At 58.2% G+C, this 23,174-nt stretch carries 20 protein-coding genes; 15 read left to right on the top strand and 5 right to left on the bottom strand.

The genetic code is table 11. The features are described 5' to 3' along the window. Positions 1 to 3 precede the first annotated feature (3 nt). The 3 genes from H7C18_RS11115 to H7C18_RS11125 are packed head-to-tail and all read right to left on the bottom strand — an operon-like array spanning position 4 to position 4,118. Complete coding sequence (locus tag H7C18_RS11115; protein ID WP_185129128.1) at positions 4 to 1,893, bottom strand: hypothetical protein; 1,890 nt, start codon at positions 1,891 to 1,893, stop codon at positions 4 to 6. Between the two features lie 30 nt (positions 1,894 to 1,923). Further along, positions 1,924 to 2,862 carry a sugar phosphate isomerase/epimerase family protein gene (locus H7C18_RS11120; protein ID WP_185129129.1) on the bottom strand — a complete coding sequence of 313 codons (939 nt, stop codon included), beginning with the start codon at positions 2,860 to 2,862 and terminating at the stop codon, positions 1,924 to 1,926. A 44-nt stretch (positions 2,863 to 2,906) separates the two neighbouring features. Continuing rightward, positions 2,907 to 4,118, bottom strand: coding sequence for a cupin domain-containing protein (locus H7C18_RS11125; RefSeq protein ID WP_185129130.1), 1,212 nt, complete (start codon positions 4,116 to 4,118; stop codon positions 2,907 to 2,909). 279 nt (positions 4,119 to 4,397) lie between these two features. Between H7C18_RS11125 and H7C18_RS11130 the strand changes: the two genes are divergently transcribed. The 6 genes from H7C18_RS11130 (at position 4,398) to H7C18_RS11155 (ending at position 10,871) form a co-directional block, all read left to right on the top strand. Beyond that, positions 4,398 to 5,252, top strand: coding sequence for an AraC family transcriptional regulator (locus H7C18_RS11130; protein WP_185129131.1), 855 nt, complete (start codon positions 4,398 to 4,400; stop codon positions 5,250 to 5,252). 153 nt (positions 5,253 to 5,405) lie between these two features. Beyond that, a complete protein-coding gene (locus H7C18_RS11135; protein ID WP_185129132.1) occupies positions 5,406 to 6,434 on the top strand; it encodes a LacI family DNA-binding transcriptional regulator in 1,029 nt (342 codons plus the stop codon). 50 nt (positions 6,435 to 6,484) lie between these two features. Continuing rightward, positions 6,485 to 7,810, top strand: a complete 1,326-nt coding sequence (locus H7C18_RS11140; protein ID WP_185129133.1) for an ABC transporter substrate-binding protein — start codon at positions 6,485 to 6,487, stop codon at positions 7,808 to 7,810. 57 nt (positions 7,811 to 7,867) lie between these two features. Continuing rightward, the gene (locus tag H7C18_RS11145) at positions 7,868 to 8,764 is read left to right on the top strand and encodes a carbohydrate ABC transporter permease (RefSeq protein ID WP_185129134.1); all 897 of its coding nucleotides are present in this window, start codon (positions 7,868 to 7,870) and stop codon (positions 8,762 to 8,764) included. A 14-nt stretch (positions 8,765 to 8,778) separates the two neighbouring features. Next, positions 8,779 to 9,600 carry a carbohydrate ABC transporter permease gene (locus H7C18_RS11150; RefSeq protein ID WP_185129135.1) on the top strand — a complete coding sequence of 274 codons (822 nt, stop codon included), beginning with the start codon at positions 8,779 to 8,781 and terminating at the stop codon, positions 9,598 to 9,600. A gap of 20 nt (positions 9,601 to 9,620) precedes the next feature. Further along, a complete protein-coding gene (locus H7C18_RS11155) occupies positions 9,621 to 10,871 on the top strand; it encodes a family 1 glycosylhydrolase (protein WP_185129136.1) in 1,251 nt (416 codons plus the stop codon). Between the two features lie 138 nt (positions 10,872 to 11,009). Here H7C18_RS11155 and H7C18_RS11160 read toward each other — a convergent pair whose 3' ends face one another. Then, on the bottom strand, positions 11,010 to 11,888 hold the full coding sequence (locus H7C18_RS11160) for an aminoglycoside phosphotransferase family protein (protein WP_185129137.1): 879 nt from the start codon (positions 11,886 to 11,888) through the stop codon (positions 11,010 to 11,012). Positions 11,889 to 12,228: 340 nt separating this feature from the next. Between H7C18_RS11160 and H7C18_RS11165 the strand changes: the two genes are divergently transcribed. The 9 genes from H7C18_RS11165 (at position 12,229) to sigJ (ending at position 22,361) form a co-directional block, all read left to right on the top strand. Continuing rightward, positions 12,229 to 13,164 carry a methylenetetrahydrofolate reductase gene (locus H7C18_RS11165; protein ID WP_185129138.1) on the top strand — a complete coding sequence of 312 codons (936 nt, stop codon included), beginning with the start codon at positions 12,229 to 12,231 and terminating at the stop codon, positions 13,162 to 13,164. A gap of 581 nt (positions 13,165 to 13,745) precedes the next feature. Next, positions 13,746 to 15,551: a sensor histidine kinase gene (locus H7C18_RS11170; RefSeq protein ID WP_185129139.1), complete on the top strand. Its 1,806-nt coding sequence runs from the start codon at positions 13,746 to 13,748 to the stop codon at positions 15,549 to 15,551. Next, complete coding sequence (locus tag H7C18_RS11175) at positions 15,548 to 16,618, top strand: response regulator transcription factor (protein ID WP_185129140.1); 1,071 nt, start codon at positions 15,548 to 15,550, stop codon at positions 16,616 to 16,618. The genes H7C18_RS11170 and H7C18_RS11175 overlap by 4 nt, the downstream gene beginning before the upstream one ends. A gap of 129 nt (positions 16,619 to 16,747) precedes the next feature. Then, the gene (locus H7C18_RS11180; RefSeq protein ID WP_185129141.1) at positions 16,748 to 18,100 is read left to right on the top strand and encodes an ABC transporter substrate-binding protein; all 1,353 of its coding nucleotides are present in this window, start codon (positions 16,748 to 16,750) and stop codon (positions 18,098 to 18,100) included. 11 nt (positions 18,101 to 18,111) lie between these two features. Further along, entirely contained in the window at positions 18,112 to 19,008 is an 897-nt protein-coding gene (locus H7C18_RS11185) for a carbohydrate ABC transporter permease (RefSeq protein ID WP_185129142.1), read from the top strand. After that, complete coding sequence (locus tag H7C18_RS11190; RefSeq protein WP_420481852.1) at positions 19,005 to 19,829, top strand: carbohydrate ABC transporter permease; 825 nt, start codon at positions 19,005 to 19,007, stop codon at positions 19,827 to 19,829. The genes H7C18_RS11185 and H7C18_RS11190 overlap by 4 nt, the downstream gene beginning before the upstream one ends. Before the next feature lie 195 nt (positions 19,830 to 20,024). Further along, entirely contained in the window at positions 20,025 to 20,690 is a 666-nt protein-coding gene (locus H7C18_RS11195) for an NAD(P)H-dependent oxidoreductase (RefSeq protein ID WP_185129143.1), read from the top strand. Between the two features lie 30 nt (positions 20,691 to 20,720). After that, positions 20,721 to 21,362: a peroxiredoxin-like family protein gene (locus tag H7C18_RS11200; RefSeq protein ID WP_185129144.1), complete on the top strand. Its 642-nt coding sequence runs from the start codon at positions 20,721 to 20,723 to the stop codon at positions 21,360 to 21,362. Positions 21,363 to 21,506: 144 nt separating this feature from the next. Then, the gene (gene sigJ, locus H7C18_RS11205; RefSeq protein ID WP_185129145.1) at positions 21,507 to 22,361 is read left to right on the top strand and encodes an RNA polymerase sigma factor SigJ; all 855 of its coding nucleotides are present in this window, start codon (positions 21,507 to 21,509) and stop codon (positions 22,359 to 22,361) included. 39 nt (positions 22,362 to 22,400) lie between these two features. Here sigJ and H7C18_RS11210 read toward each other — a convergent pair whose 3' ends face one another. Further along, positions 22,401 to 23,018: a TetR/AcrR family transcriptional regulator gene (locus tag H7C18_RS11210; RefSeq protein ID WP_185129146.1), complete on the bottom strand. Its 618-nt coding sequence runs from the start codon at positions 23,016 to 23,018 to the stop codon at positions 22,401 to 22,403. Between the last annotated feature and the right edge of the window lie 156 nt (positions 23,019 to 23,174).

Below are 23,174 nucleotides of genomic sequence, written 5' to 3' on the forward strand. Positions count from 1 at the left end.
CCGTCACCCTTCCCGGCGCGCGGCGCTTCGCACGGCATGCGCGATCGCGGCGATATTGACGCCGCTCTCCCAGGGACGGCAGCGCGTGCCCATCGGCCGCCCCTCGTCGTAGTACTCGACCCAAGCGCCTGCCGTATCGGCGATATCGAGCAGATGCCGCAGAACGTCCGCCGTCGCGGGATGGCCAAGCTCCGTCAGATTGTACAGCAGCAGACCGATGTCGTAGCCGACGAACCGGCTGCTGTCGGGGCGCGATGGCAGGTAGCCCAGGCGCTCAAACTGCTCCAGCGCCGAGCGGGCTTCCGCCGCTCGCTCCGCGGCCGCGACGGCGCTCGAGCCGATGAAGGCTGGCAGCAAGCCGGCCGAATGGATTCGCAGCGGTTCGCCCGGCATCGCCGGCAGCTTCATGGAAGCGGCGCGCGCCGGGGAGAGGTAGCGGTTCTCCGGCGTACGCATCGTCCAGCCGAAGTAGAAGCCTTCCTGCGGGCTGGCCTCGCAGACCCCGTGCCGGAATGCCGGCAGGTCGGCCGTCAGCGCCCGCGCCGGCGCATTGGCTATGAAGCCGTTTTCTCGCCAAAAGTTGCCGCGGAACCGCAGCGCCGTATCCTTCCATACCCGCTCATAGGCTTCCGCTTCGGCGGGCTTCCACAGCCCGCGGCTTCGCGCCGGCGGCAGCAGACGGCGGCCCGCCTCCAGGAACAGCAGCGTCGCTTCCATCGAGCCGTCGTTCAGCGCGGAGCGGGGCAGAAATCCGCCGGCCACATAGGTCTCGTCGCCGTTGAACGGAAGCATTCCGCGATGCAGATGGGGAAGCTGCACCCTCCAGCACCAATCGAGCATGGGGAACACCCGCTCCAGTGTCGCCCAATCGCCGGACTGCTCGGCGTAATCGAATGCCTGCAGGATCGTATAGGCGGTTTGCTCCACGTCGTCATTCTCGTGAATGTGGCGGTTGCGGTGATGACCCATCGATTCCGCGTTATGCAGATTGCCGAAATGGCGCCATTTGGAGAATCGGAATTCCAGGTTGCGCCTTGCTTCCTCGTAAAGCCCCAGGGCGAGCAGCCCCCGGCAGGTGCCGTATTGGTCGCGCACGTAGGCCAACTGGTAGTTGTGCCCGGCCATCAGTCCCCCGTCCTCCGACTGCTGGGCTTTGATGAGGAAGGCGACGCTTTCGCACAGCTCGCGGATGCGTTCGCCCTCGTCTGCAAACGGAGTCCGCGACGCGTCCGGCAGCACCAGGCGCGACGCCGTCAGCGCGTCGGACGCGCTTGCCGATTCCCGCAGCTGCCCATAAGACAGCCGCTGCGCGGCCTCGGTCTCGCCCGCCAGATCGGGATACGACGAGCCGCCGACGAGCCTCAGCTCCATCTCCCCCGGCGCGAACTCCAGCGTCAGCCGGTCCTCCGACACGCTCGCCGAGACGACGCCGCGGCCGAGCACGGCCAAATACGTCCGCTCGCCCGACGGATACGTATACACCCGGGCATCGATCGGGCTGACGATCAAATAAGCCGCATCCGCATCCGCGGTCCCGACGCCGGCCAGCGGGCAGCATTCGAAGCGCTTCGGCAGCCGCAGCTCCAGCCGCAACGGCATGTCGGCGCGCGCCCGCACGGCATAGACGTTCAACGCCGGCGAGACGAACATCTCCCATTCCGCCGCGCCGCCCGGGATGCGGCTCTGCCAGATGTTCGTGCCGCAAAGCCGGCGCGACTCGAAGGCGAGAGGCTCCGCCGCGCCTGCGGCGCTCCAGCTTGCCTCGGCCATCGCCGGGCTGCTGTAGGGCGGCCCGAACACGCGCACGATATCGGCGCCGCGCGCGTATGCGAGCAATCGCCCGTTGCCCATCGCATGAATGTCGCCGTGAACATTTCTTCTCCATTCCGTCAAGCTGATCTCCTCCTTTCGCGATTGCCCGCCTTAGGCGAGCAGCGCTTCTTCCCTTTGCCGAAAATAGTTCGCCGACTGGGTCACCAGACGCTCCAGCTTTGCCGTGTCCGGTTTGCCGTACATGGCGGGGTACGGGTCGCCGCCCGGTCCAAGCGGCTCCGGCGTCACATAGCGGCCCTCCCGGTTAAAGCCGAGCACGTACAGCGCCATGATGATCGTATCCAGATCCATCGAGCCGTCGCCAAGCGCTCCGCGGTTGCTGTCCGCCAGATGCAGGTTCACGAGCAGGTCGCCCGCCTCCAGCAGCGCTTCGCCGATATGCGCCTCTTCCGACTGCATATGGTAGACGTCGCCGTTGATGTGGGCGATTCCGGGATGACCGACAGCGGCGATATACGCTTTCGCTTCGGCGATCGTATGAACGATGGAAGTCTCCGCCGAGCGGATCGGCTCGATCGCCGCCCGAACGCCCGCCTCCGCGAATCGGTCCGCCACGAGGCGCAGCGTCTCCGCGCTGCGGTCGAATTCCATGTCGTCGTATTTGCCCGGACGGCCGACCGCAGCAGGCACCACCAGCAGGTAGGAGCCGCCTACAGCCGCCGTGAATTCGATCTCCCTCCGGAGATAGTCCAACGCGGCCTGGCGGTGAACCGCCCGATTGCCGGACAGGTCGTTGTCCGCGGAAAACATGCCGCATACCCCCGCTGCCCGAATGCCGTAGGCGGCGAGCAGCTCCATCGTCTCTTGGGGCCGGTGGCCCAGATCGGGTCCGTAATGGTTGCCGTGCAGTTCGATAAAGCGAATGCCTGCCCGGTTCAGCCGCTTGGCGGTGTCCTCCAGCGATTCCATGCCGAATCCCCAGTTGCTCCAGGAGAGGTTCAGACGGGTGCGCAGCCGCTCGGGATGGTTCCGCTTCAGCTCCAGAAATGCGGATCGGATCGTTTCGTTTTTACGCTCATAATTTTGCATGGCGATCGTTCATCGTCCTTTCGTTCAGGTAGGTAGGGTTCGTCTTAGGGCGCGGTGGATTTCGGCATCTGAGGATGGTTCGGCCCGAAATGCTTCAGCATGACGAGCGGCTCCCAGCGGCTGTCGTTCCGCACGAGGATGCCGGCTTTGGCCGCTTCTTCGGAGACGAAAAATTCGTCCGCGCTCATGGCGCCGAACCGCAGCATGCCCGCCGACTCGGCGGTAAAACCGCCGAAGCCGCCGTGTCCCTGAACGACGATGCACCCGTATGCCGCTTCGTCGCGGACCGTAACCGTCTGCCCGGGATGGACCGTCAGCTCCTTGGCGCCGAAATAGTCGTTGCCATAGGCGATCCACTTCTCCGTATGCCGTTCGTCCGAATGAGGGCAGACAATCGGCGGCCGGAAGTAGTGCCGCTTGTAATGCGGATCGACGTTCTTTTCCCAGTCCAATAGGCTCATGATGTAGTCGATGTCGTACTTGCGTTCCTCCGGGCAGTTCTCGACGAGAAATTCATACGGGTACACTTCGTCCGCGACGATGTTCTCATGGACCGAATTGACGTCGCTGTTCCATTGCGGCTCGTACGTCAGCACCGAGCCCGGCGCATGGACGACGCCCGGCGGCGTATACCAGCCTGTGCCGAGCTCGATCCGGTAGGCCCGCGACAGCTCCGTTATCCGATTGTCGCCGCATTCGAAGGCGAGCAGCCGTTCCCGAACCTGCTCTCGCGTGACGTCCGGATCGTAGCCGAAGTAGGTTACCGGGAACGAGCCGAGATGCGAGTTGAGCTGAGGCGGAAAATAGTACGCTTCCGGCTTGCCCGCCCGGCCGACCAGCGCGGAGGCGGCTTCGTCGAGATGGAGATGATGGAAGAGCGGCGTACGGAAATCGAAAAACTTGGCGTACATCGGCCACATGCCGTACTGCGCATGCAGCTTGGGCCCGATCAGCGCCGCGCCGAGTTCCAGAACGGCATCGCGCAGCAGGAACGTTCGGGTTCCCTCCTCGTCGGCGGCCACGCGGCTCATGCCCTCGTCGGGCGAAGCGAGCGGCCCGTTCATCGCCGCGATCACGGAGGAGAACCAGCGCTCCTTGATCGAGCCGCGCTTCGTGCCGAGGGCGTAATAATCGTCCGGGTGCAGCCTGAGCCGCCGTCCCGCCCGGCCGAAACGGCGCGGCACGAACACCGGCTTCAGGCGGAACACGCCTTTTCCTTTTTCGAACGTCTCCCGAATGATCGTCTGCTCCGACATGCTCTTCATTCCTTCCAGGACAGTTGGCTTGAATGCAACGCTTACATTCAGCATAATCGCCTTTTGTGACTAGCTGAATGGGTTATCTTGCGAAAAATCTCAGCTATCTTGCCATCCGTCCCGGCCGTCGCGTTACCTGTACATACGGCGAGGCATATGGTAAAATCGCCGTATAGAAACCGCTTACAACTATTTCCCTGCCGGCGGCGCTGCCGCTCGGCAACCCCGAAACTTTCCGTCCCGCAACCTACAAACGGCTAGCGAGGTGGCCCAGTTCCGATGGTGCAAATTCAATTTCCGCGCACGGAGAAGGCGATCTTCCGCGACGACCGGCTGCCATTGCTTTATTACGCCGGACAGATCAGCAACGAACCCGACTGGATTTTTCCGAGCCACGCCCATGACGATTTGAGCGAGATCATTTACATCAGCGAAGGGGAAGGCAGCTTCCGAATCGGCGACGATCACTATATCGCCGGCAAGGGCGATCTGTTGATTTATAACCGGGGCGTCGTTCACGAGGAAAGGTCCAATCCCGAGAAACCGCTCGTCACCTATTTTTGCGGCGTCGGCGACTTGGCTTTGCACGGCGTGGAGGAAGGCTGCATTCTGCCGGCAGGCGCTTGTCCCGTCATTCAAACGGGGCAGTACAGCAAGCAGGCGGAGAGTCTGATCTCCAATATTTTCGAGGAAGTGAATTCGCAGGTGCTCGGATTCGAGCATGTATGCCGGCACGGCTTGATCTCGCTGCTCATTCTGATCATTCGCATCACGAACAGCGGAGGCGGCGGATCGGTCGCGCCGAAGCCCGGCTCGATCGGCCTGCGGATCAAGGAATATATCGACAAGAACTATACGCGCGACATCCCGTTAAGCGAGATTGCCAATCAGCTTTATATCAGCCCTCATTATCTCTCGCATATCTTCAAGGAAGAGACCGGCTATTCCCCGATCAGCTACATGATCCGGCGGCGCATCGGCGAAGCCAAGCGGCTGCTGTTGACCACCGGGCTGTCGGTTCAGGAAATATCCCGCGAGGTCGGCTACGAGAACTCCAATTATTTCAGCATGGTGTTCAAAAAAATCGCCGGCGAGTCGCCCAGCCGCTTCCGCAAGAAAGCGATACCCGGCTGAGGCGGCCCAAGCTATCCATTACTCTCCATTCATCTATAACAAAAGGGAATTGACGCGACAATGGAAACGTTTTATAATAAACCGTGAAATGAAATTGAATCGATTCAATAATAAAACATGAGTAATGCCGCAAGCCGAATCGGGGTGCAAGGAATGGGGAAAGGGAAAGTTACGATTAAGGACGTGGCCAAGGTGGCCGGGGTTTCGACCGGCACGGTATCGTATGCCTTGGCCGGAGATCCGAGGATTAACGAGAAGACTCGTAAACTTGTAGAGGAGGCGGCGCATAAGCTTAATTATATTCCGAACGAAGTCGGTCGCAGCTTGAGATCCAGGAAAACGGAAACGATCGCATTCGTCATTCCGAATACGTCGAGCCACGTTTTTTCGCATCCCTATTTTCTAAAGCTGCTGGAAGGCATCACCGAAGTGTTGGAGGAGTATAGCTACAACCTGCAGATTTCCACGACTCCATCGGAGAAGGAAGAGGCCAAGGCTTATGACAAAATTTTAAGAAGCAACAGAGTAGACGGCATCATCCTGTCTTCTGCTTCGCTGAAGGATCGCAATATTTTGCGTATGGTCGAATCCGGCTTTCCGGTCGTGTACTTGGGCAAATGGCATCACGAAGAAGTGCTGACCGTCGAACGGGACGATTTCAGAGGCGCATACGAGGCGGCCAGCCATTTGGCGGGTCTGGGAAGAAGAAGAATCGTTCACATTTCCGGACCGCTCGATCATCAGGAGAGCGTAGATCGTCTGGAAGGCTACAAGCAGGCTTTGTCGGATCATCAGATTTTGTATGATGCTTCGCTTGTCGTCGAGAAGGATTTCTCCCGCGAAGCGGGTGCCGCCGCGGTCGAGGAGTTAAGAGCGGCGAACGTTCGGTACGACGGCATCTTTGCAGGGAACGATCTGATGGCCATCGGCGCCTTGAAGCAGCTGAAGAGAATGAACATCGCGGTGCCGGAGGAAGTGTCCGTCGTCGGCTTCGACGATATCGACATGGCCGATGCCGTCACTCCCGAACTGACGACCGTTCATCAGCCGATGCGCGAAATCGGCCGGATGGCGGCGGAGAAGCTGCTGGCGGTGCTTCAAGACAGGGAGGTGCCGGAGAAGCGCAGCATCGTCTCCACGCGGCTGATTATCCGCGAATCTTGCGGAGGACAACCGCAATAAATTTTTTTGCCCAAAAATTGAATCGATTCAATAAAGGGAGGATTGCACAAATGGCAAGCAAACCTTGGATCGCAACATCCGCTTCGCTTCTGGCCGCGTCATTGCTGCTGGCGGCATGCGGCGGGAACGGCCAGAACGATCAGAACAGCCAGAGCGCCAATTCGTCGCAGTCGCAGGCGCCATCCGGCAAATCCGATGACGGCAAGGCTGTTCGCCTGACGTTCTGGAACGGGTTTACCGGCCCGGACCGTCCGGGCTACGAGAATCTGGTCAAGCAGTTCAATGACACGCATCCGAACATTCAGGTAACGATGGACGTTTCTCCGTGGGATACGCTGCTGGCTAAACTGCCGACCTCGCTGGCGACCGGCCAAGGGCCGGATATCGCTGCGTTCGATTCGTCGCTCATTACCAAGTACGCCAAGTCCCAGTTGATCCTGCCGCTGGACGATCTGTACGGGAACGGAATCGATCCCGGCATATTCCCGCAACCGTTGGCGAACGTGATGAAGTATGAGGGCAAGTTCTTTGGGGTGCCGGCGAACAATGCCACACTGCTGCTTTACTATAATAAAGATTTGTTCAAGGCGGCGGGTCTCGATCCGGAGAAGCCGCCTGCCACTTGGGACGAATGGATCGACGCTATCGAGAAGACGACGAAGTCGGACGGCAGCGACAAGCAGTACGGCATCGCGCTGGCCGATCATGCGACGATCGCGATGTGGCCGATCCTGGTATGGGGCAACGGCGGCGACTTCGTCTCGACGGATGGCAAGACCGCCACGATGACCGATCCGAAGACGGTGGAGGCGATCAAGAGATGGTCCGATCTGGTGGTCGGCAAAGGCGCCTCGCCAACCAACCTGACCGGGGCCGAAGCCGACAAGCTGTTCCAATCCGGCAAGGCGGCGATGGAGATGAACGGGCCATGGGCGACGGCAGGCTATACGGACGCGGGACTCAACTATGATGTGGCGCCGATTCCGGCGGGACCCGCGGGCGAAGTCACTTTGGCCAGCTCGGCGGTGCTTGTCGCCGGCAAAAACACGAAGCACATCGACGCGGTCCGCGAGTTTATGCAGTACTGGGTTAGCAAGGATGCCCAAGCGCAATTGTCCGGCGAGACCGGATTCCCGCCGGTGCGAACCGATCTGGGCGATGACGAGAGGCTGAAGCAGAATCCGTTCGTGCCGAAATTCGCGGCCGAATCCAACAATGCCAAGTACTATCTGCCCGGATTGGAGCAGTACGACAAAATCGATGCCGACGTCATCATCCCGGCCATTCAGGCGATTACCAACCAAAAATCGTCGGCGGAGGATGCGCTGGCTCAAGCCAACAAGCAGCTGCAGGACATTTTGGACGGTAATGATTAACAGCCGAATGATTGCAGGAAGGGGCGGGCGTTACAGTCCTGCCCCAAGGAGGTTAACATGAATATCGTTCAAGGACGGTTCTCACCCAGCCGCAAGCAGAAGCGGGCGGCCTTCTTTTTTCTGTTGCCGTCGATGGTCATCTTGATTTTGTTCGTGTTCTGGCCGATTCTTAATTCTCTCTGGCTCAGCTTCCATCACTGGAGCCTATTGGATGCGACTCATCCCTACGTCGGACTCGACAATTATCGCAAGCTGGTCCATGACGGCCGTTTCTGGAACGCGGCAGACAAGACGCTTTATTTTACGCTCGGCTCCGTTCCGCTCGGTATCGTTCTGTCGCTTGGACTTGCGCTTCTCGCCAATGAGCCGCTAAGAGGAATGGGGGCTTTCAAGGCGGTTTATTTCTTGCCGGTTCTGACGTCGTTCGCCATCATCTCGATCATTTGGAGCTTCCTGCTGGATCCCGATATCGGCCTGCTCTCCTATTGGTTCAAGGAGCTTGGCCTTCCGTCGAACGATTGGCTGCGAAGCACGACATGGGCGATGCCGGCGGTCATCATGGTGGCGATCTGGAAAAACGTCGGCTTCAATATGGTCATTCTGCTGGCGGGGCTGCAATCCATCTCGCCTTCCCTCTACGAAGCGGCGAGAATGGACGGAGCCGGCCCGCTGCAGCGATTCTGGCGAATTACGCTGCCATCCTTGCGCCAGACGCTGCTGTTCGTCGTCATTATCTCGGTCATCGGTTCTTTCCAAGTATTCGATCAGGTATACGTCATGACGCGCGGAGGGCCGCTGAACAGCACGGAGACGATTGTGTACTACATCTACCACCAAGGCTTCGAGCTGTTGGACATGGGCTATGCGTCCGCGATCGCCTGGATGCTGTTTGTCGTCGTGCTGCTCATTACGCTGCTGCAGCTTAAGCTGTTCCGCTTCAACGATATCGATTAGGAGGGGCTAAGGTCATGAAGGTAACCCCATGGCGAAGCGTTCAGTACCTGCTCCTGGTCGTGGCGGGGGTGGCGATCGCGTTTCCTTTCGCTTGGATGCTGATGACTTCATTGAAGCCGGAGAGCGAAATCGTGCGCTTTCCGCCAACCTTTTTTCCATCGACCTGGACGTTCGCCTCTTATCTCGACGTGTGGAATCGAATTCCGTTTTTGCTGTTTTTTAAAAACAGTGTTTTATTCTCCTGCGGCGTGACGCTGATTTCGCTTTTTTTCGATTCGATGGCCGCCTACGCATTTGCCCGGCTGCAGTTCCGCGGACGCCATTCGCTCTTCGTGCTGGTGCTCATCGCGCTGATGATTCCGATTCAGGTGACCATGATCCCGCTGTTTATCATGCTGAACGATTGGGGCTGGATCAACACCTACGCCGCGCTGATCGTGCCGCGAGCGACGAATGCTTTCGGAATCTTCATGCTGCGGCAATTTTTCGTCGGCTTGCCTAGGGAGTTGGACGAAGCCGCCCGCATGGACGGCTGCTCCGAATTCCGGCTGTACGCGCAAATCATTCTACCGCTGGCCAAGCCCGCGCTCGCGAGTTTGGCGGTCTTCCACCTCATGTACAACTGGAACGATCTGCTGTGGCCGTTTATTATCACGAATTCGCAAGGGATGCGGACACTCCCGGCGGGACTGGCGCTCTTCATGGGCCAGCACGTCGTCGAGTACGGCATCTTGACTGCGGGCGCTGCGATCGCGACCGCTCCGTTGGTCATCGCTTTCGTGTTTGCGCAAAAGTATTTCGTGCAGGGCGTGGCCTTCACAGGGCTTAAGGAGTAAGGAGACGAGAGGAGACAACTATGCCTAACCGCAATCGATGGATCTGGGCGGTCGGGATCGAAGATACGTTTATCGGTCAGACCGCTCGCGGCGAAAGGCCGCTTGACGAATATGAATTGATTCAGCACTATCGCTTCTGGCGCGAAGATCTGGATCGCGTTCGCGATTCGGGCGCGGCCATGATCCGCTATGGAATCCCCTGGTATCGCGTGGAGCCGGAAGACGGCGTCTACGATTGGTCGTGGACCGATCAGGTGATGGCCTATTTCGAAAGCCACCCGGAGCTGCGACCGATCGTCGATCTGATGCATTACGGTACGCCTCTGTGGCTGAAGAACGAATTCATGAACGCCCGTTACCCCGAGTTGGTGGCCCGTTACGCGGCGGCGTTCGCCGCAAGATATGCGCATATCGTCCCATTCTACACCCCTTTGAACGAACCCTGGATCAATGCGGAGTGGTGCGGCTGGAGCGGCGTCTGGCCCCCTTACCTGCAAGGCCGTCTCGGCTTCGCGCTGATGATGAACCAGTTATGCAAGGGCATCGTTCGAACCGTTCAGGCGCTGAAGCGGGCGCAGCCGGAATCGGTCATGGTACATGTCGAAGCGTCCAAAAAGTTCGTGCCGAGCGCACCTGCATGCGAAAAAGAAGCGGCGTTCTGGAACGAACTGAGGTACGTTATGTGGGAGCTCGTTCAAGGCCGCATCTCCGCGGGGCATCCTTTATACGAATGGGCATTGAATCATCATATCCATGAATCGGATTTGGAATGGTATCGCGACAACCGGATCGAGCCGGATATCATAGGCGTAAACTACTATCCGCAGTTTTCCGTGAATTCGATAGACGAAAGTGTAATCTTAAAGGAGCAAATTCCCGCTCCCGTGCCGGGAACGGCTGAAGATATGAAGCATATCGTTCATGATTTGTATCGGCGGTACGGCAAGCCGATCATGATCACGGAGACGAGCTACAACGGAACCGTGGCGGAACGCGTTGATTGGCTGAACGAGGTGATCCAAGCTTCCGAGGAACTTGTAAGGGAAGGCGTGGAACTATACGGAGTGACGTGGTTCCCGTTTTTCGATATGGCCGATTGGCCGTACCGCACGAACGGTCTGCCCCGTCGGGACAACATGGCCACGTTCGGCCTATATACGTTGGAGGAACAAGAGGACGGAACGCTGCTGCGGGTGAAGAACGCCGCCGCTGAACGATTCGAAGCTGCGGCGAGGCAGTCGTCGTCTGGCGAGGGAACGCGGACATCATGAAATAGGGCCTAGATTCAGGCCCGGGGCTTCTCGACAATCTGAAGGCACCCGATCGCGGGTGCCTTTCTATTTCGCCTAGAGACGGATTTAACGGGGTATCCCGGTATGGTGTGCCGTATCCCAAATGCCGCAGTGCTCTTAAAGGCGTTTGTAGTCTCGGATGACGGTATCGATCACACGCTTTCCCCAGTTCGAGGCTTCCGAGCCTTTCTTGTTTCGAGCATAGGTGATGAGTGCTTTCCATAAGGCCCAGCCGCGCGCGCGATGAACGGTATCCTCATCGAAATTCATCAGTTTCAGGAATACTTCGCGGCTCTCGTCGTCAAAAAAGTTCCAGGCCATGACGAGGTCGCTCGAAGGGTCGCCCACGCCCATCGTTCCGAAATCAATGACGCCGCACAGCCGCCCATGCCTCACGAGCAGATTGCCTACGGCAACATCGCCATGCAGCCATAGCGGCGCCGCCTGGTATCTTGTCGCGAGGGCAAGCCCCCATATTTCCGTTAGCAGCTTTTGGTCAAAGGGGCTGGATAGCATTTCGATGACAGACCTTGTCTCCTCATCGTAAACCGCAAGATTTCCCCCTCGGTGAAAGTTCTGAACGCCTGCCGGAATGCCGCGGCTTGCGTCGATGGCCTCCAACTCTTTCAAAAATCCCGCAAGTTCCTCGGCAAATTCGTTTGGGCCGAGTATGTTGTCAGGAGTGACGGTGTCGCCGTCAATCCACCGGTTGACGGACCAGGGAAGAGGATATTCGTCCGAGGGCTCTCCTTTTGCAACGGGGACCGGAATGGGCAAGGAAAGAAGTGGCTTGAAAACAGGAAGCCACGTCAACTCTTTCTCGACAGCCGAGGCGTAACGTTCATGGCTCGGAAGACGAACGGTCATCTCGTTGCCCAACCGATAGGTGCGGTTGTCATGGCCGCTCTTTTCCACGGGCTTTAGTTCCAGATTCGTCCATTCCGGAAATTGGCTATCGATTAATCGGCGTACCCGTTCAACGGTAATCTCGATCATTTCCTCACGACCTTCTGAGAAAATAATGGTCTTTGGCTACATCATAACTTTTCACCGTAACCGCCTCAAAGAATAAAACGAATATAACAAAACTGACCCGACCTCTCCCGCATCCAATCAAGAGCCGTGCGCCTGATCCACCCACGGACACCGCAGCATCGCCATCGCCATCGGCGAATGGTTGATGGTTATCTTTTGTTATAGCCTGAGGCTATAGCCGGCTATAGAACATTCGATACGCGCTATATCCGTTCAAGGTGGTAAAATGAGCGATGAAGTTCAAGTTCCCTTCCAAGGGACCGGGGCGCATCCCAACCCGGGGTTATAAGGAGCATCGCTCATGCTGACGCACAAAATCGCAAATCGGCAAGCCGGCATTTTAACATACGGAATGACGCCTCCGAAGCAAAATTATCCCGCCGACAAGATCGCCGAGATTGCCGGCAAGCAGGTGGAACGGCTGCAGGACGTCGGGATCGACGGCTTGATTCTGTATGACGTGCAGGACGAAGCCGACCGGACCGAGCAGGACCGGCCTTTTCCCTATTTGTCGACGATCGATCCGAGCCGATATAGCAAAGATTACTTAAGCGCGCTGCAAGTGCCGAAAATCATTTACAAGGTGGTAGGCAAGCAATCCGAGGAAGAGCTCGGGGAGTGGATCGGGACGGACGCGGACGAGGATCGCTTCTCGGTGTTCGTGGGGGCATCGTCGAGCAAGCAGGCCGTGACGATGAAGTTGCCCGATGCCTATCGGCTTGGCATGGCCTTGAACGGCCGGCTCAAGATCGGCGGCGTCGTCATTCCCGAACGGCACGAGAGCAAGGGAGACGAACATCTGCGGGTCGCGGCCAAGCAGCAGGGCGGCTGCTCGTTCTTCGTCTCCCAAGCCACTTACGACGTCGAGGCGTCCAAAAATTTTCTGTCGGACTATTATTATTATTGCCGCGAGAACGGCATTCCGATGGCGCCGATCTTGTTCAATCTGGCGCCTTGCGGCTCTCAGAAGACGCTCGCGTTCATGAAGTGGCTCGGCATCAGCATCCCCAAGTGGCTTGAGAACGAGCTGATTCATTGCCAAGACATCCTCGACTATTCCGTGCGGCTGTCCCGCATGGTGTTCGAGGAGCTGTTCGAATTCGGCCTGGAGAAGGGAATTCCGATCGGGTCCAGCGTAGAAAGTGTCTCCACGCGCAAGGTGGAGATCGACGCTTCCGTCGGGCTTCTTCAGGAGATCAAGCGATATATGGAGAGCCGACTCTCCCCGCGGATGTAAGGGGAATCGGCAAAGGAAAGAGGCGGGCCGGCTGCGGCCCGCCTCTTTTTGACAGTTAATAAAGACGGAGCGGGATGCAGCCTTGAACGAGGCGCTGGCGGCATCGCGGGAATGGGCAGTTGACGATCGCATGCATGGCTGCGGCGACGGCCTAACGAATCGTAGCGTTCTTATTCGCCTTCGTGGAGACCAATTTGGATTCTAACGAACCGGAAAAGCCTTATTTGCCTCAGCGAGCGGGAAGCAAGGCGCTTTTTCGCCAAAAAGAGTTTATAAGATTCGTTAGAATGGGCCAACCTTCGATTTTGCCGAAATAGCGTCGTGTGGATTCGTTAGCGACCGTCGCCCTCTATTTCCCGTCACCCGCTGTCACCCGAACACGCAACCGCCCTACTTGAACCGCTTGGCGAAACGGATTTTCTCCCTTTATCGGCTCATCAAAGAGCGTATTCAGGGTTTGAAGATTTCGCGTGGAGGAGATCGGCGTTTCTCGCCGCTTCTTATTTGAAAGCGTTGACACCCAGGGGGGTGACGCCTCAAACTGTCGGCAGGGAGATATGATTACGCGGGGAAGCGGGGATATGGCGATGGCATTGCGGCTGGCCAAGAGAACGTTGCGGGGTTTATTGCGCCCTTTTCAGAAGAGTCTAAGGTACAAACTGATGCTGCTTATGGTGCTGATCGCGGTGCTGCCGCTGTCGCTGGTCACGCTGTTCGCGACCCAAACGACGAAGCGTTCTCTGACGTCCGAGGTCGTCCGTTCGAACGAATCCCGGATGGATTGGGCGGCCAAATACTTCGACGAGAAGATCGACCAGCTGCAGGCGGTCGCGTATTCGCTTCTCCTGGACGGCAATCTGTTCCCCAACGCGAACGGAGGCGCCCTCCAGCTCCCGGAGTCGCCCGAATTCGTGAGCCAGTACACGATCGACAAGCTGAAGTCGCTTTACAGCGCCAACAACAAGAACATCTCGCGGGTGGCGCTGTATCTCAAGTCTCAAGGCCGCCTGTATTACGCGGACAAGGATGCGAGCGCCGCGACGGAGCAGCTCGCGACGCCTTACGCCGACTGGGGGGCGCTCGGGGCCGGACATCAGACGATTAACCGGCTGGTGAACGACAAGATGAACACGTTCACGATCGTACGAAGCATGAACCGGTTCTCGGATCAGGAAGTGCTCGGCGGCGTCATGCTGACGGTGCGGTGGAAGATGATGGACAGCGTGCTCGAAATGATTCATTCGGAATCGAACAGCGAGGTGTTTCTGGCGGACGGGGACGGGAACGTTCTGTACAGTCCTTACGACGCCGGCATGACCATCGAGGCGGAGGCGCTCAAGACGGCGTTCGGCGATCCGGCCGGCTCCGGCTACGCGGCTTCGAAGAAGGGATTCCTGTTCTTCCAGCCGACGGCGGCGGATCGGGTCTGGATCGTGAAGTTCATTCCGATCCGGTACGTGACGCAGGGCGCCTCCTCGACGCTGAACTTCAGCCTGGTGACCGCGGCCGCGTTTACGATTGTGGCGATCGCCGCCTCCATCCTGACGGCGTACTTCCTGACGAAGCCGATCATCCGCTTGACGCGGTCGATGAAGGCGGTCGAGATCCAGAATTTCGACGTCGGCCTGCGGGCGCCGCGCAGCGACGAGATCGGCACGCTGGAGCGGCGGTTCAACTCGATGATCGGGCGGATCAAGGATCTCATTCAGACGGAATACAAGGCCAAGATCGAGAAGCGGACGGCGCAGGTCAAGGCGATGCAAGCGCAGATCAATCCGCATTTCCTCCATAACGCCCTCCAGGCGATCGGAGGCATCGCCCTGTCTCGGGACGTGCCGGAGATCAACGATCACGTTCGGGCGATCAGCGACCTGTTCCGCTATGCCATCCGCATGAAATCCGACCTGGTCACCGTGGCGGACGAACTGGAGCATGTCGGCAGCTACCTGCAAATCCAGAAGCTGAGATTTGGGCATATGATATCCGTCCGCATCGAGGCCGACGAAGCGTGTCTTCCCTGCCGGATTCCGAAGTTCTCCCTGCAGCCGCTGGTGGAGAATTGCTTCATTCACGGGCTGGAAGGGAAGATGGACGCCTGGTCGCTGGTCATTCGGGCGGAGATGGTCATGGACGAAGTGCAAATCGAGATCGAGGACAACGGGTTCGGCATCGGGGAAGCGCGGCTTGGCGAGATTCGCAGGCAGCTCGGCCGGGAAGCGGACGATGAGAAGGAAGGGGAGGGCATGGGAATGAGCAACGTCAATGCCAGAATCAAGATGCTGCTCGGCGAGGAGTACGGTTTGTTCGTCACCAGCGCGGAGCAGGCAGGGACGACGGTCCGGCTGCTGCTGCCGGCGCAGCGCGAGGAGGGGACGGCTACGGCATGAAGGCGGTCATTATCGACGACGAGTATTGGACGCGCGACAGCATCAAGCGGCTCGCCGATTGGGAGCGCTTCGGCATCGAGCGCATCGAGGAAGCGGAGGAGGGCCTAAGCGGTCTTCGGCTCATCGGCGAGCTTCGGCCGGAGATCGTCATCACGGACATGAAGATGCGCGGCATGGACGGAGCCGAATTGCTGCGGAGGCTGTCCGAAGACCATCCGTTCGTCCGCAAGATCGTCATCAGCGGCTTCGACGACTTTGCCTACACGAAGCAGGCGATTCTGTCCAAGGTGGACGAGTACATCATGAAGCCGGTGCAGAAGGACGAGCTGAACCGGGCGCTGGAGAAAGCGGTGGCGGAGCTCAGGGCCGCCAGAGGGCTGCATGCCGCGCTGCCGCTGGACCGGGACGTGATGAGCGTCGTGACCGGCTTGAAGGAGCAGATCGCGCGAGCGTTCCAGGAGCTGCGGATCGAAGCCGTGCGGGAACGGTTCGAGGCGCTGGCGGCGGCGCTGCGCGCGCAGAACCTCTTGGCCCCGGGCTTCTCCCATTCGCTCTACCGGCACTTCATGCTGCTGCTCGACGAGCTCTCCGCCAAGGCGGATATCGAGCCTGCGCTGCCGGAGACGGCGGCGACCTTCTTCGTGACCGATGCCACGCCGACGGATGAATGGGTCGGCATGCTGTCCTTCTCGTACGCCGCCGCTCTGGAGCGGGCGACGCAGTGGCGGAGAAGCAGGAACCGCATCGATATCGAGCGGATTCGCGAGTATATCGACCGTGCCTATGCGGAGCCGATCACGCTCGAGTCGCTCGCGGGCCGCCACTTCGTCAGCAGGGAGCATCTGGCGAGGACGTTCAAGCAGGAGACGGGGACGACGGTGATGGATTACGTCATCGCCAGACGGATCGAGGAAGCGCTGCGGCTTCTGCGCCGGTCCGGAGCGTCGATCAAGGGAGCGGCGGAGGCGGTGGGCTATACGGACCTCACCTACTTTCACCGCATCTTCAAAAAAGTGACGGGCATGACGCCCGCGCAAGCGAGAGAGAGCGAAGCGGGCGAGGAGTGAGGGGAGAGCGGAAGCTCGTCCATATCAATATTGTCCATAAAAACGTGCAAATGCAGTCCAATGTGCGGCGCCCGGCCTCCCGTTATACTCGGAAGTAAGCGTTATCACCATCAAAGGGAGGTCCGAAAGATGAAGAAAACCCTATCCGTTCTGGCGGCGATTACGGCGCTCGGCCTGACGGCCGCTTGCGGCAGCGGGAACAACGGCAACCAGGCGAGCGGCTCGGCGGACAGCGCCGGCAGCGGCGCAAGCGGCAGTCCGAGCGGCAGCCCGAGCGGGGCCGCCCAAGAGAGCGTCTCGGCGGCTCCCAAGAAAGTCGAGCTCAAGATTTTTCTGGGCGGGCTCGACCGGTTCCGCGAGCAGTTCGACGGCTACTTCGAGAAGTTCGCGGAGAAGGAGAAGGCGGACAAGAACATCGAGGTGACGTTCAACTCCGAATATCCCGGCGCCGACAACGCGCCGCAAATTCTGAAGACGCGCCTTGCGACGGGCGACGTGCCGGACGTGTTCAGCCTGCATGCCGTCAACGATATGCCTTCGTTCTATAAAGCCGGCTATCTGACGGACATGACGGATCAGCCGTTCGCGGACAAACTGCTCGACGGCATCAAGCCGCTCGTCTCGATCGACGGCAAGGTGCTCGCGGTGCCGATGGAGAGCCTGTCGTGGGGATTCCTGTACAACAAGAAAATTTTCAGCGATCTCGGCCTGACGCCGCCCTCCACGCTGTCGGAGATGAAGGACGTCGTTCAGAAGCTGAAGGACAATAAAGTGACGCCGTTCCTGCTCAGCTACAAGGAAGACTGGATTCCGCAGCTGTTCCTGCCGCTGACGGTGGGCGGACTGGTCAACACGTCGCATCCGGACTTCATCGACAAGATGAACAGCGGCCAGGGCAGCTTCTCGGAGCTGCAGGAGATGTTCGACATTATCGATTTGGTTAACGCCAACGGCACAGACCGCGCGTTCGAAGTCGGCAACGACGACGGAGCGGCAGACTTCGCCAACGGCAAGGCGGCGATGTGGGTCATGGGGACTTGGGATGCCGACGCCATCCTGAAGGCGAATCCGGATGCCGATTTCGGCACCGCCCCGCTGCCGATCAACGACGATCCCAAGGCTTCGATGATCGACGTGTCGGTATCGACCGCGCTGGCCGTTCCGCCGAACAGCAAGAATAAAGAAGTCGCCACGGATCTGCTCAACTTCATCCTGGACGATCAGGCGTCGAACGATCTGTACCAGAGCCTGAAGTTCAACCCGGTGTCCAAGAATCATACGTTCAAGCCGTACCCGTGGGTCGAGGACGCCAACGTCTATATCAACCAAGGCCTGTCGTATCAGGATCCCGTCATTCCGCCCGCCGTCAAGGACGAAGTCGGCAAGGCGCTGCAATCCTACTACGACAAGAAGATGTCCAAGGAAGACGTCATCAAGGATCTGGACAAGACGTGGAAGGACGCCAACGCGGCGAACAAGTAGAGGCGAACTTCATGATTAACCGCGTGAGAAGCCGCCGCTATCGTTCCGCCCTCTCGCTGCTGTCGTTCGTGATGCCCGCGTTCGCGCTGTACCTTCTTTTCCTGGTGATCCCGATGCTGCAGGGCTCGTATTACAGCTTCACCGACTGGAACGGGCTGAACAAGACCTACGGATTCGTCGGGTTCCGGAATTTCGTCGAAGCGATCCGGGACGACCATTATTTCCGCTCCGCCATCTGGTTCACGGCCAAGTACGTCGTCTGCGCCGTCGTCTTCCAGAATGTGCTCGCGCTGCTGCTGGCTCTGCTGATCGAATCCAGACGGAAGGCGAAAGGCGTGTTCCGCACGATCTTCTTCATGCCGAACATGCTGAGCGTCATTATCAGCACGTTCATGTGGGTGTTCGTCTTCTCGAAGGTCGTCCCCGCCCTGTCCGAGCATAAGGGACTGTCGTTCCTGGGGCTGTCCTGGCTGGGAGAACCGAGCGTCTCGTTCTGGACCCTTCTGATCGTCTCCGTCTGGGGCGGCGTCGGGACGCTGATGCTCATCTACATGTCGGCCATCCAGGGCATTCCCCAGCATCTGAAGGAAGCGGCGATCATCGACGGGGCCCAGCCTCTTCACATGTTCCGCTATATTACGATGCCGCTGATCGCCCATGCGCTGACCATCTGCATTTTCCTGACGCTGAACAGCTCGTTCAAGGTGTACGATCTCGTCTATGCGCTAACGGGCGGAGGGCCCGGCCGGGGAACGCAGGTCATCACGATGAACATTCTGGAAGAGGCTTACCAGGGCAACAACCGGTATGGCTACGCCAGCTCGAAGGCGATCATCCTGTTTCTGATCATTTTCGTCATCACCATGATTCAAGTGACGGTCATGAAGAAACGCGAGGTGGAAGCGTGAGCAGACGAATCTATCCGACCGCCGCCTGGCTCGTTCTCGCGCTGCTGGCCGTCTATTTCCTGTTTCCGATCTATATGGCGATCCTCAATTCGTTTAAAAACCAAAGCGAGATTTACCGTTCCGTGCTGAGCTGGCCTTCGACCGTGCGCTTCGAGAACTATTCGGACGCCTTCCGCAAGGCGAATATGCTGAAGAGCGGTCTGAACACGATCATCGTGACGGTGACCGGCATTGTCGGCATCGTGCTGTTCAGCTCGCTGGCCGGCTACAAGCTGTCCCGTACGCGGGGCCGGCTCAGCCAAGGGCTCTTCCTGCTGTTCGTCGCCTCGATGCTCATCCCGTTCCAGACGATCATGGTCACGCTGACGAAGATGGCCCGCGACCTGGGACTGCAGGGCTCCCCGTTCGGCCTCGGCGTCGTCTGCGCGGGGCTCGGCGTCAACATGGCGATCTTCCTCTACCACGGGTTCGTCAAGGGCGTTCCGCGCGAGCTCGACGAATCCGCTCTGATGGACGGCTGCGGCGAGTGGAGGGCGTTCTTCCTCATTATTTTCCCGCTGCTGGGACCCATTACGTTTACGATCGTCGTGCTCAATCTGCTCTGGCTGTGGAACGACTTCCTGCTGCCGGTGCTGCTGCTCAACGACTATCGCGCCTATACGCTCGTGCTGACGATCAATATGTTCTTCGGCAAGTACAGCCGCGAATGGCCGCTCATTCTGGCCTCGCTTATCCTGTCGTCGCTGCCGATCGTCGTGATCTTCGCGTTCTTCCAGCGCTGGATCATCCAGGGGATTACGGACGGAGCGGTCAAGGGGTGAAGCCGCGAGCGGCTTGCGCAATGGCATGATGGGAAAAGAAGGCGATCCGCGCCCGCGCGCGGATCGCCTTCTTGCGCGCGCGGCAGTGCATCGGCTGACGGATTCGCCCGTTCAAAATTTTTTTGCGTCTCCGATGTCACAAATCAGAGCCCTGCCTTGTTATATGTGCAAATCACATAAGGAGGCTGATTTCGCATGATCGGAACGGAGAGCAAAAAACAAGAAATTTTACAGGCCTATCAGTTCAGATACGCTTGCAGGGCATTCGACCCTAACCAAAAGATCTCGGACGAGGATTTTCGCTTTATCTTGGAGACAGGAAGACTGTCTCCAAGCTCGGCAGGCCTCGAGCCTTGGAGGTTTGTCGTGATCCAGAATGCGGCGCTTCGCGAAAAATTAAAACCGGTAACCGCCGGCGCCCAAGGTTCGCTGCCTACCGCCAGCCACTTTGTCGTGATCTTGGCCAGACAAGGCTTAAGGCATGATTCGGCTCATATGGCCAAAATGGTGAACGACATTCATCATTTCCCGGAAGAGTTGATTCCGCATTTTTTGGGTTCCTATCAAACCTTCGTCGAAACGGACCTCGAAGATAACGACCGTCTCCTTTTCGAATGGGCCAGCAAACAAACCTATATCGCATTGGGGAACATGATGACCGCCGCGGCCCAAATCGGCATTGATTCCTGTCCCATCGAAGGCTTTGACAGAAAACAGGCGACCGCTATTCTGCAAAGTGAAGGGATTATCAACGGCAACGATTTCGGTTTATCCTGCATGGTCGCTTTCGGATATCGGCAAGACAATCCCAAACGTCCGAAAGCAAGGCAAATTCTCGACGAGATCGTGGAGTGGCGGTAAACGAATCCAGCTTAAAGGGAGTGTTGGACCATGACGATCAAACCGTTATTGGATCAAGCGAAGGAACACTTTATCGCTACCGCGCCCGAAGAAGTGCAATCGCAGGTGTTTCGGCACATCAAGGAGCAGCAGGAGTCCGGCATGGTGTTCGGTTTAAAGGAAGGGGACCAAGCTCCGGATTTTACGCTGGCCGACCCGCTCGGAGAGCAAGTGAACCTATATGACGAGCTTGCGAAAGGACCGGTCGTTCTGACCTTCTACCGCGGCAGCTGGTGTCCGTTCTGCAATATCCAGCTTCGGGCTTACCGGCAATTGCTGCCGGAGATCGAGAAGCTTGGCGGCCAACTGCTGGCCGTATCGCTGCAAAGCCCCGACAACTCGCTGTCCCATAAGGAGAAGGAGAACCTGACGTTCCAGGTGCTGAGCGACTCGAACGGCCGTGTCGCGGAAAGCTACCGAGTGCTGTATGAATTGCCGGATTACCTGCGAAACCTCTATACAAAGTCTGGTATGGACCTCGCCGAATTCAACCAAACCGACCGCTGGATTCTGCCGATTACGGGGACGTTTATTATCGATCAAGAAGGGATCGTCCGCCGCGCGCACGTGACTCCGGACCTCATGATACGGATGGAGCCTCAGGAAATCATCGATCAATTGAACAAGCTTTAAGAGAGAAGGGGCTGTCCCGAACGTCATGATCCATGACCGAGGGGCCGCCCCTTAATGGGCCGCCTTGCTCTTGACGTAAATGCGGGTTTCTTTGGAAAATAAAGAAACAGGTACGGAGTACGCCCCAGAAAAGGTGAAGCGGCAATGGAGGAACTGTACGATCAATATAAGGCGCTGCTGTTTACGCTGGCCTACCAGTTGACGGGATCCGCGGCGGACGCGGAGGATGCGGTACAGGACGTGTTTGTGAAGGCGGGCGACGTCCATCCCGAACGCTTGGAAGAGCCGAAGGCGTATTTGTGCAAGATGATCACCAATCACTGCCTCAATCTGCAGAAGTCGGCTCGGAAGAAGAGGGAGACGTACGTCGGTCCTTGGCTCCCCGAGCCGATTCGGACGCAGGAGACGGATACGCTCGAGACGGCGGTCGTCCGCCGCGATCTGCTGTCGTACGGCATGCTCGTGCTGATGGAGCGGCTGACGCCGACAGAGCGGGCGGTGTTTGTCCTGCGCGAGGCGCTGGATTTCGATTATCCAGAAATCGCCGAATTGCTCGGCAAGCAAGAGGCGAATTGCCGCAAGCTGATGAGCCGGGCCAAGAGCAAGATGGGAATATCCGAGGAGGAGCCGATCGCGGCCGAAGCGGTCGATAAAGAATGGGTGAGCCGGTTCCTCGCCTCCCTCGAGCATGGGAACGTCGATCATATGCTGTCCCTGCTGACCGAAGACGTCATGTTCGTCTCCGACGGAGGCGGCAAAGCGATTGCGGCCATTCGTCCGGTCCATATGCGTGTTCCCGTGGCTCATTTCCTGTTCGACGGGTTCAAGAGCACCGTTCGGGAGAATATTCGCTTCGAGGCTGCCCCGCTGAACGGCGAGACAGGTTTGATTCTCCGTTCGGGGGACGAAGCCGTAGGGGCTCTCTTTGTCCAACTCCAACGCGGAAAGCTTGCCCGGATCTTCGTTGTGCGAAATCCGGATAAGCTGACCCGGGTATGAACAAACAACAGGCCGCCGATTCCTTCGACGGCCTTCCGCCTACAGAGCATGCGTTTCCTCTAAGGCGACGCCGGCAGCCTTCAAATACCCGTAGGCCGCGATTCTGCTAAACTGGGCCGAGACGTCGCTCGCAGGAAGAGACAGATCGCTTTTCACCCACCAAATGACGACTCCCATGAAAGAAGATACGAGGTATTCGAGCAGCAATTCCCTGGATATCTCGGGAGGGGAAGGCTCTTCGGCAGGATTCCGTCCCTCATTCAGTTTATCTTTGAGGATCGTCTCCAGCTTCGTCCGAAACGGATAGATCCGGTTCTCCTCATTCAGCATGACGCGGTAAAAAGAGGCGTTGCGCGATACGTGCTCCAACACCGCTTGCATGACGGTCTCGAGCATCGAAATGCGGTAAGGCCTCGTGTTGATCGGGCAAAGAACGATCGCCTTCTTTACTTCGCCCAACAGCTCGTCCATGCATGTGTTTAATAAGTCGGGCTTGCTTTGGTGATGAAGATAAAACGTGTTGCGATTGATCATCGCCCGATCGGCAAGGTCCTGGATCGTGATCGCTTCATAGCCCTTTTCCTGAAGCAGCTCATAGAACGCTTTTCGAATGGATTGTTGCGTGCGCAGCACTCTCAAATCGGTTTTTTTGTTCATGGTCTTCGTTCCCCCGTATGATATTTGAACCGTTAAGCGACAAAGAGTCACGAGATGTCTGATATCCCTCAGATCGAAAAACATTGAATATTGTGCACGGGATTAGCCCTCATTATAATGAGCGCAAGATAAATAAACAACATTACGTTCATTATT

The organism is Cohnella zeiphila (genome assembly GCF_014212055.1).
In the GTDB taxonomy this organism is placed as follows: domain Bacteria; phylum Bacillota; class Bacilli; order Paenibacillales; family Paenibacillaceae; genus Cohnella; species Cohnella zeiphila.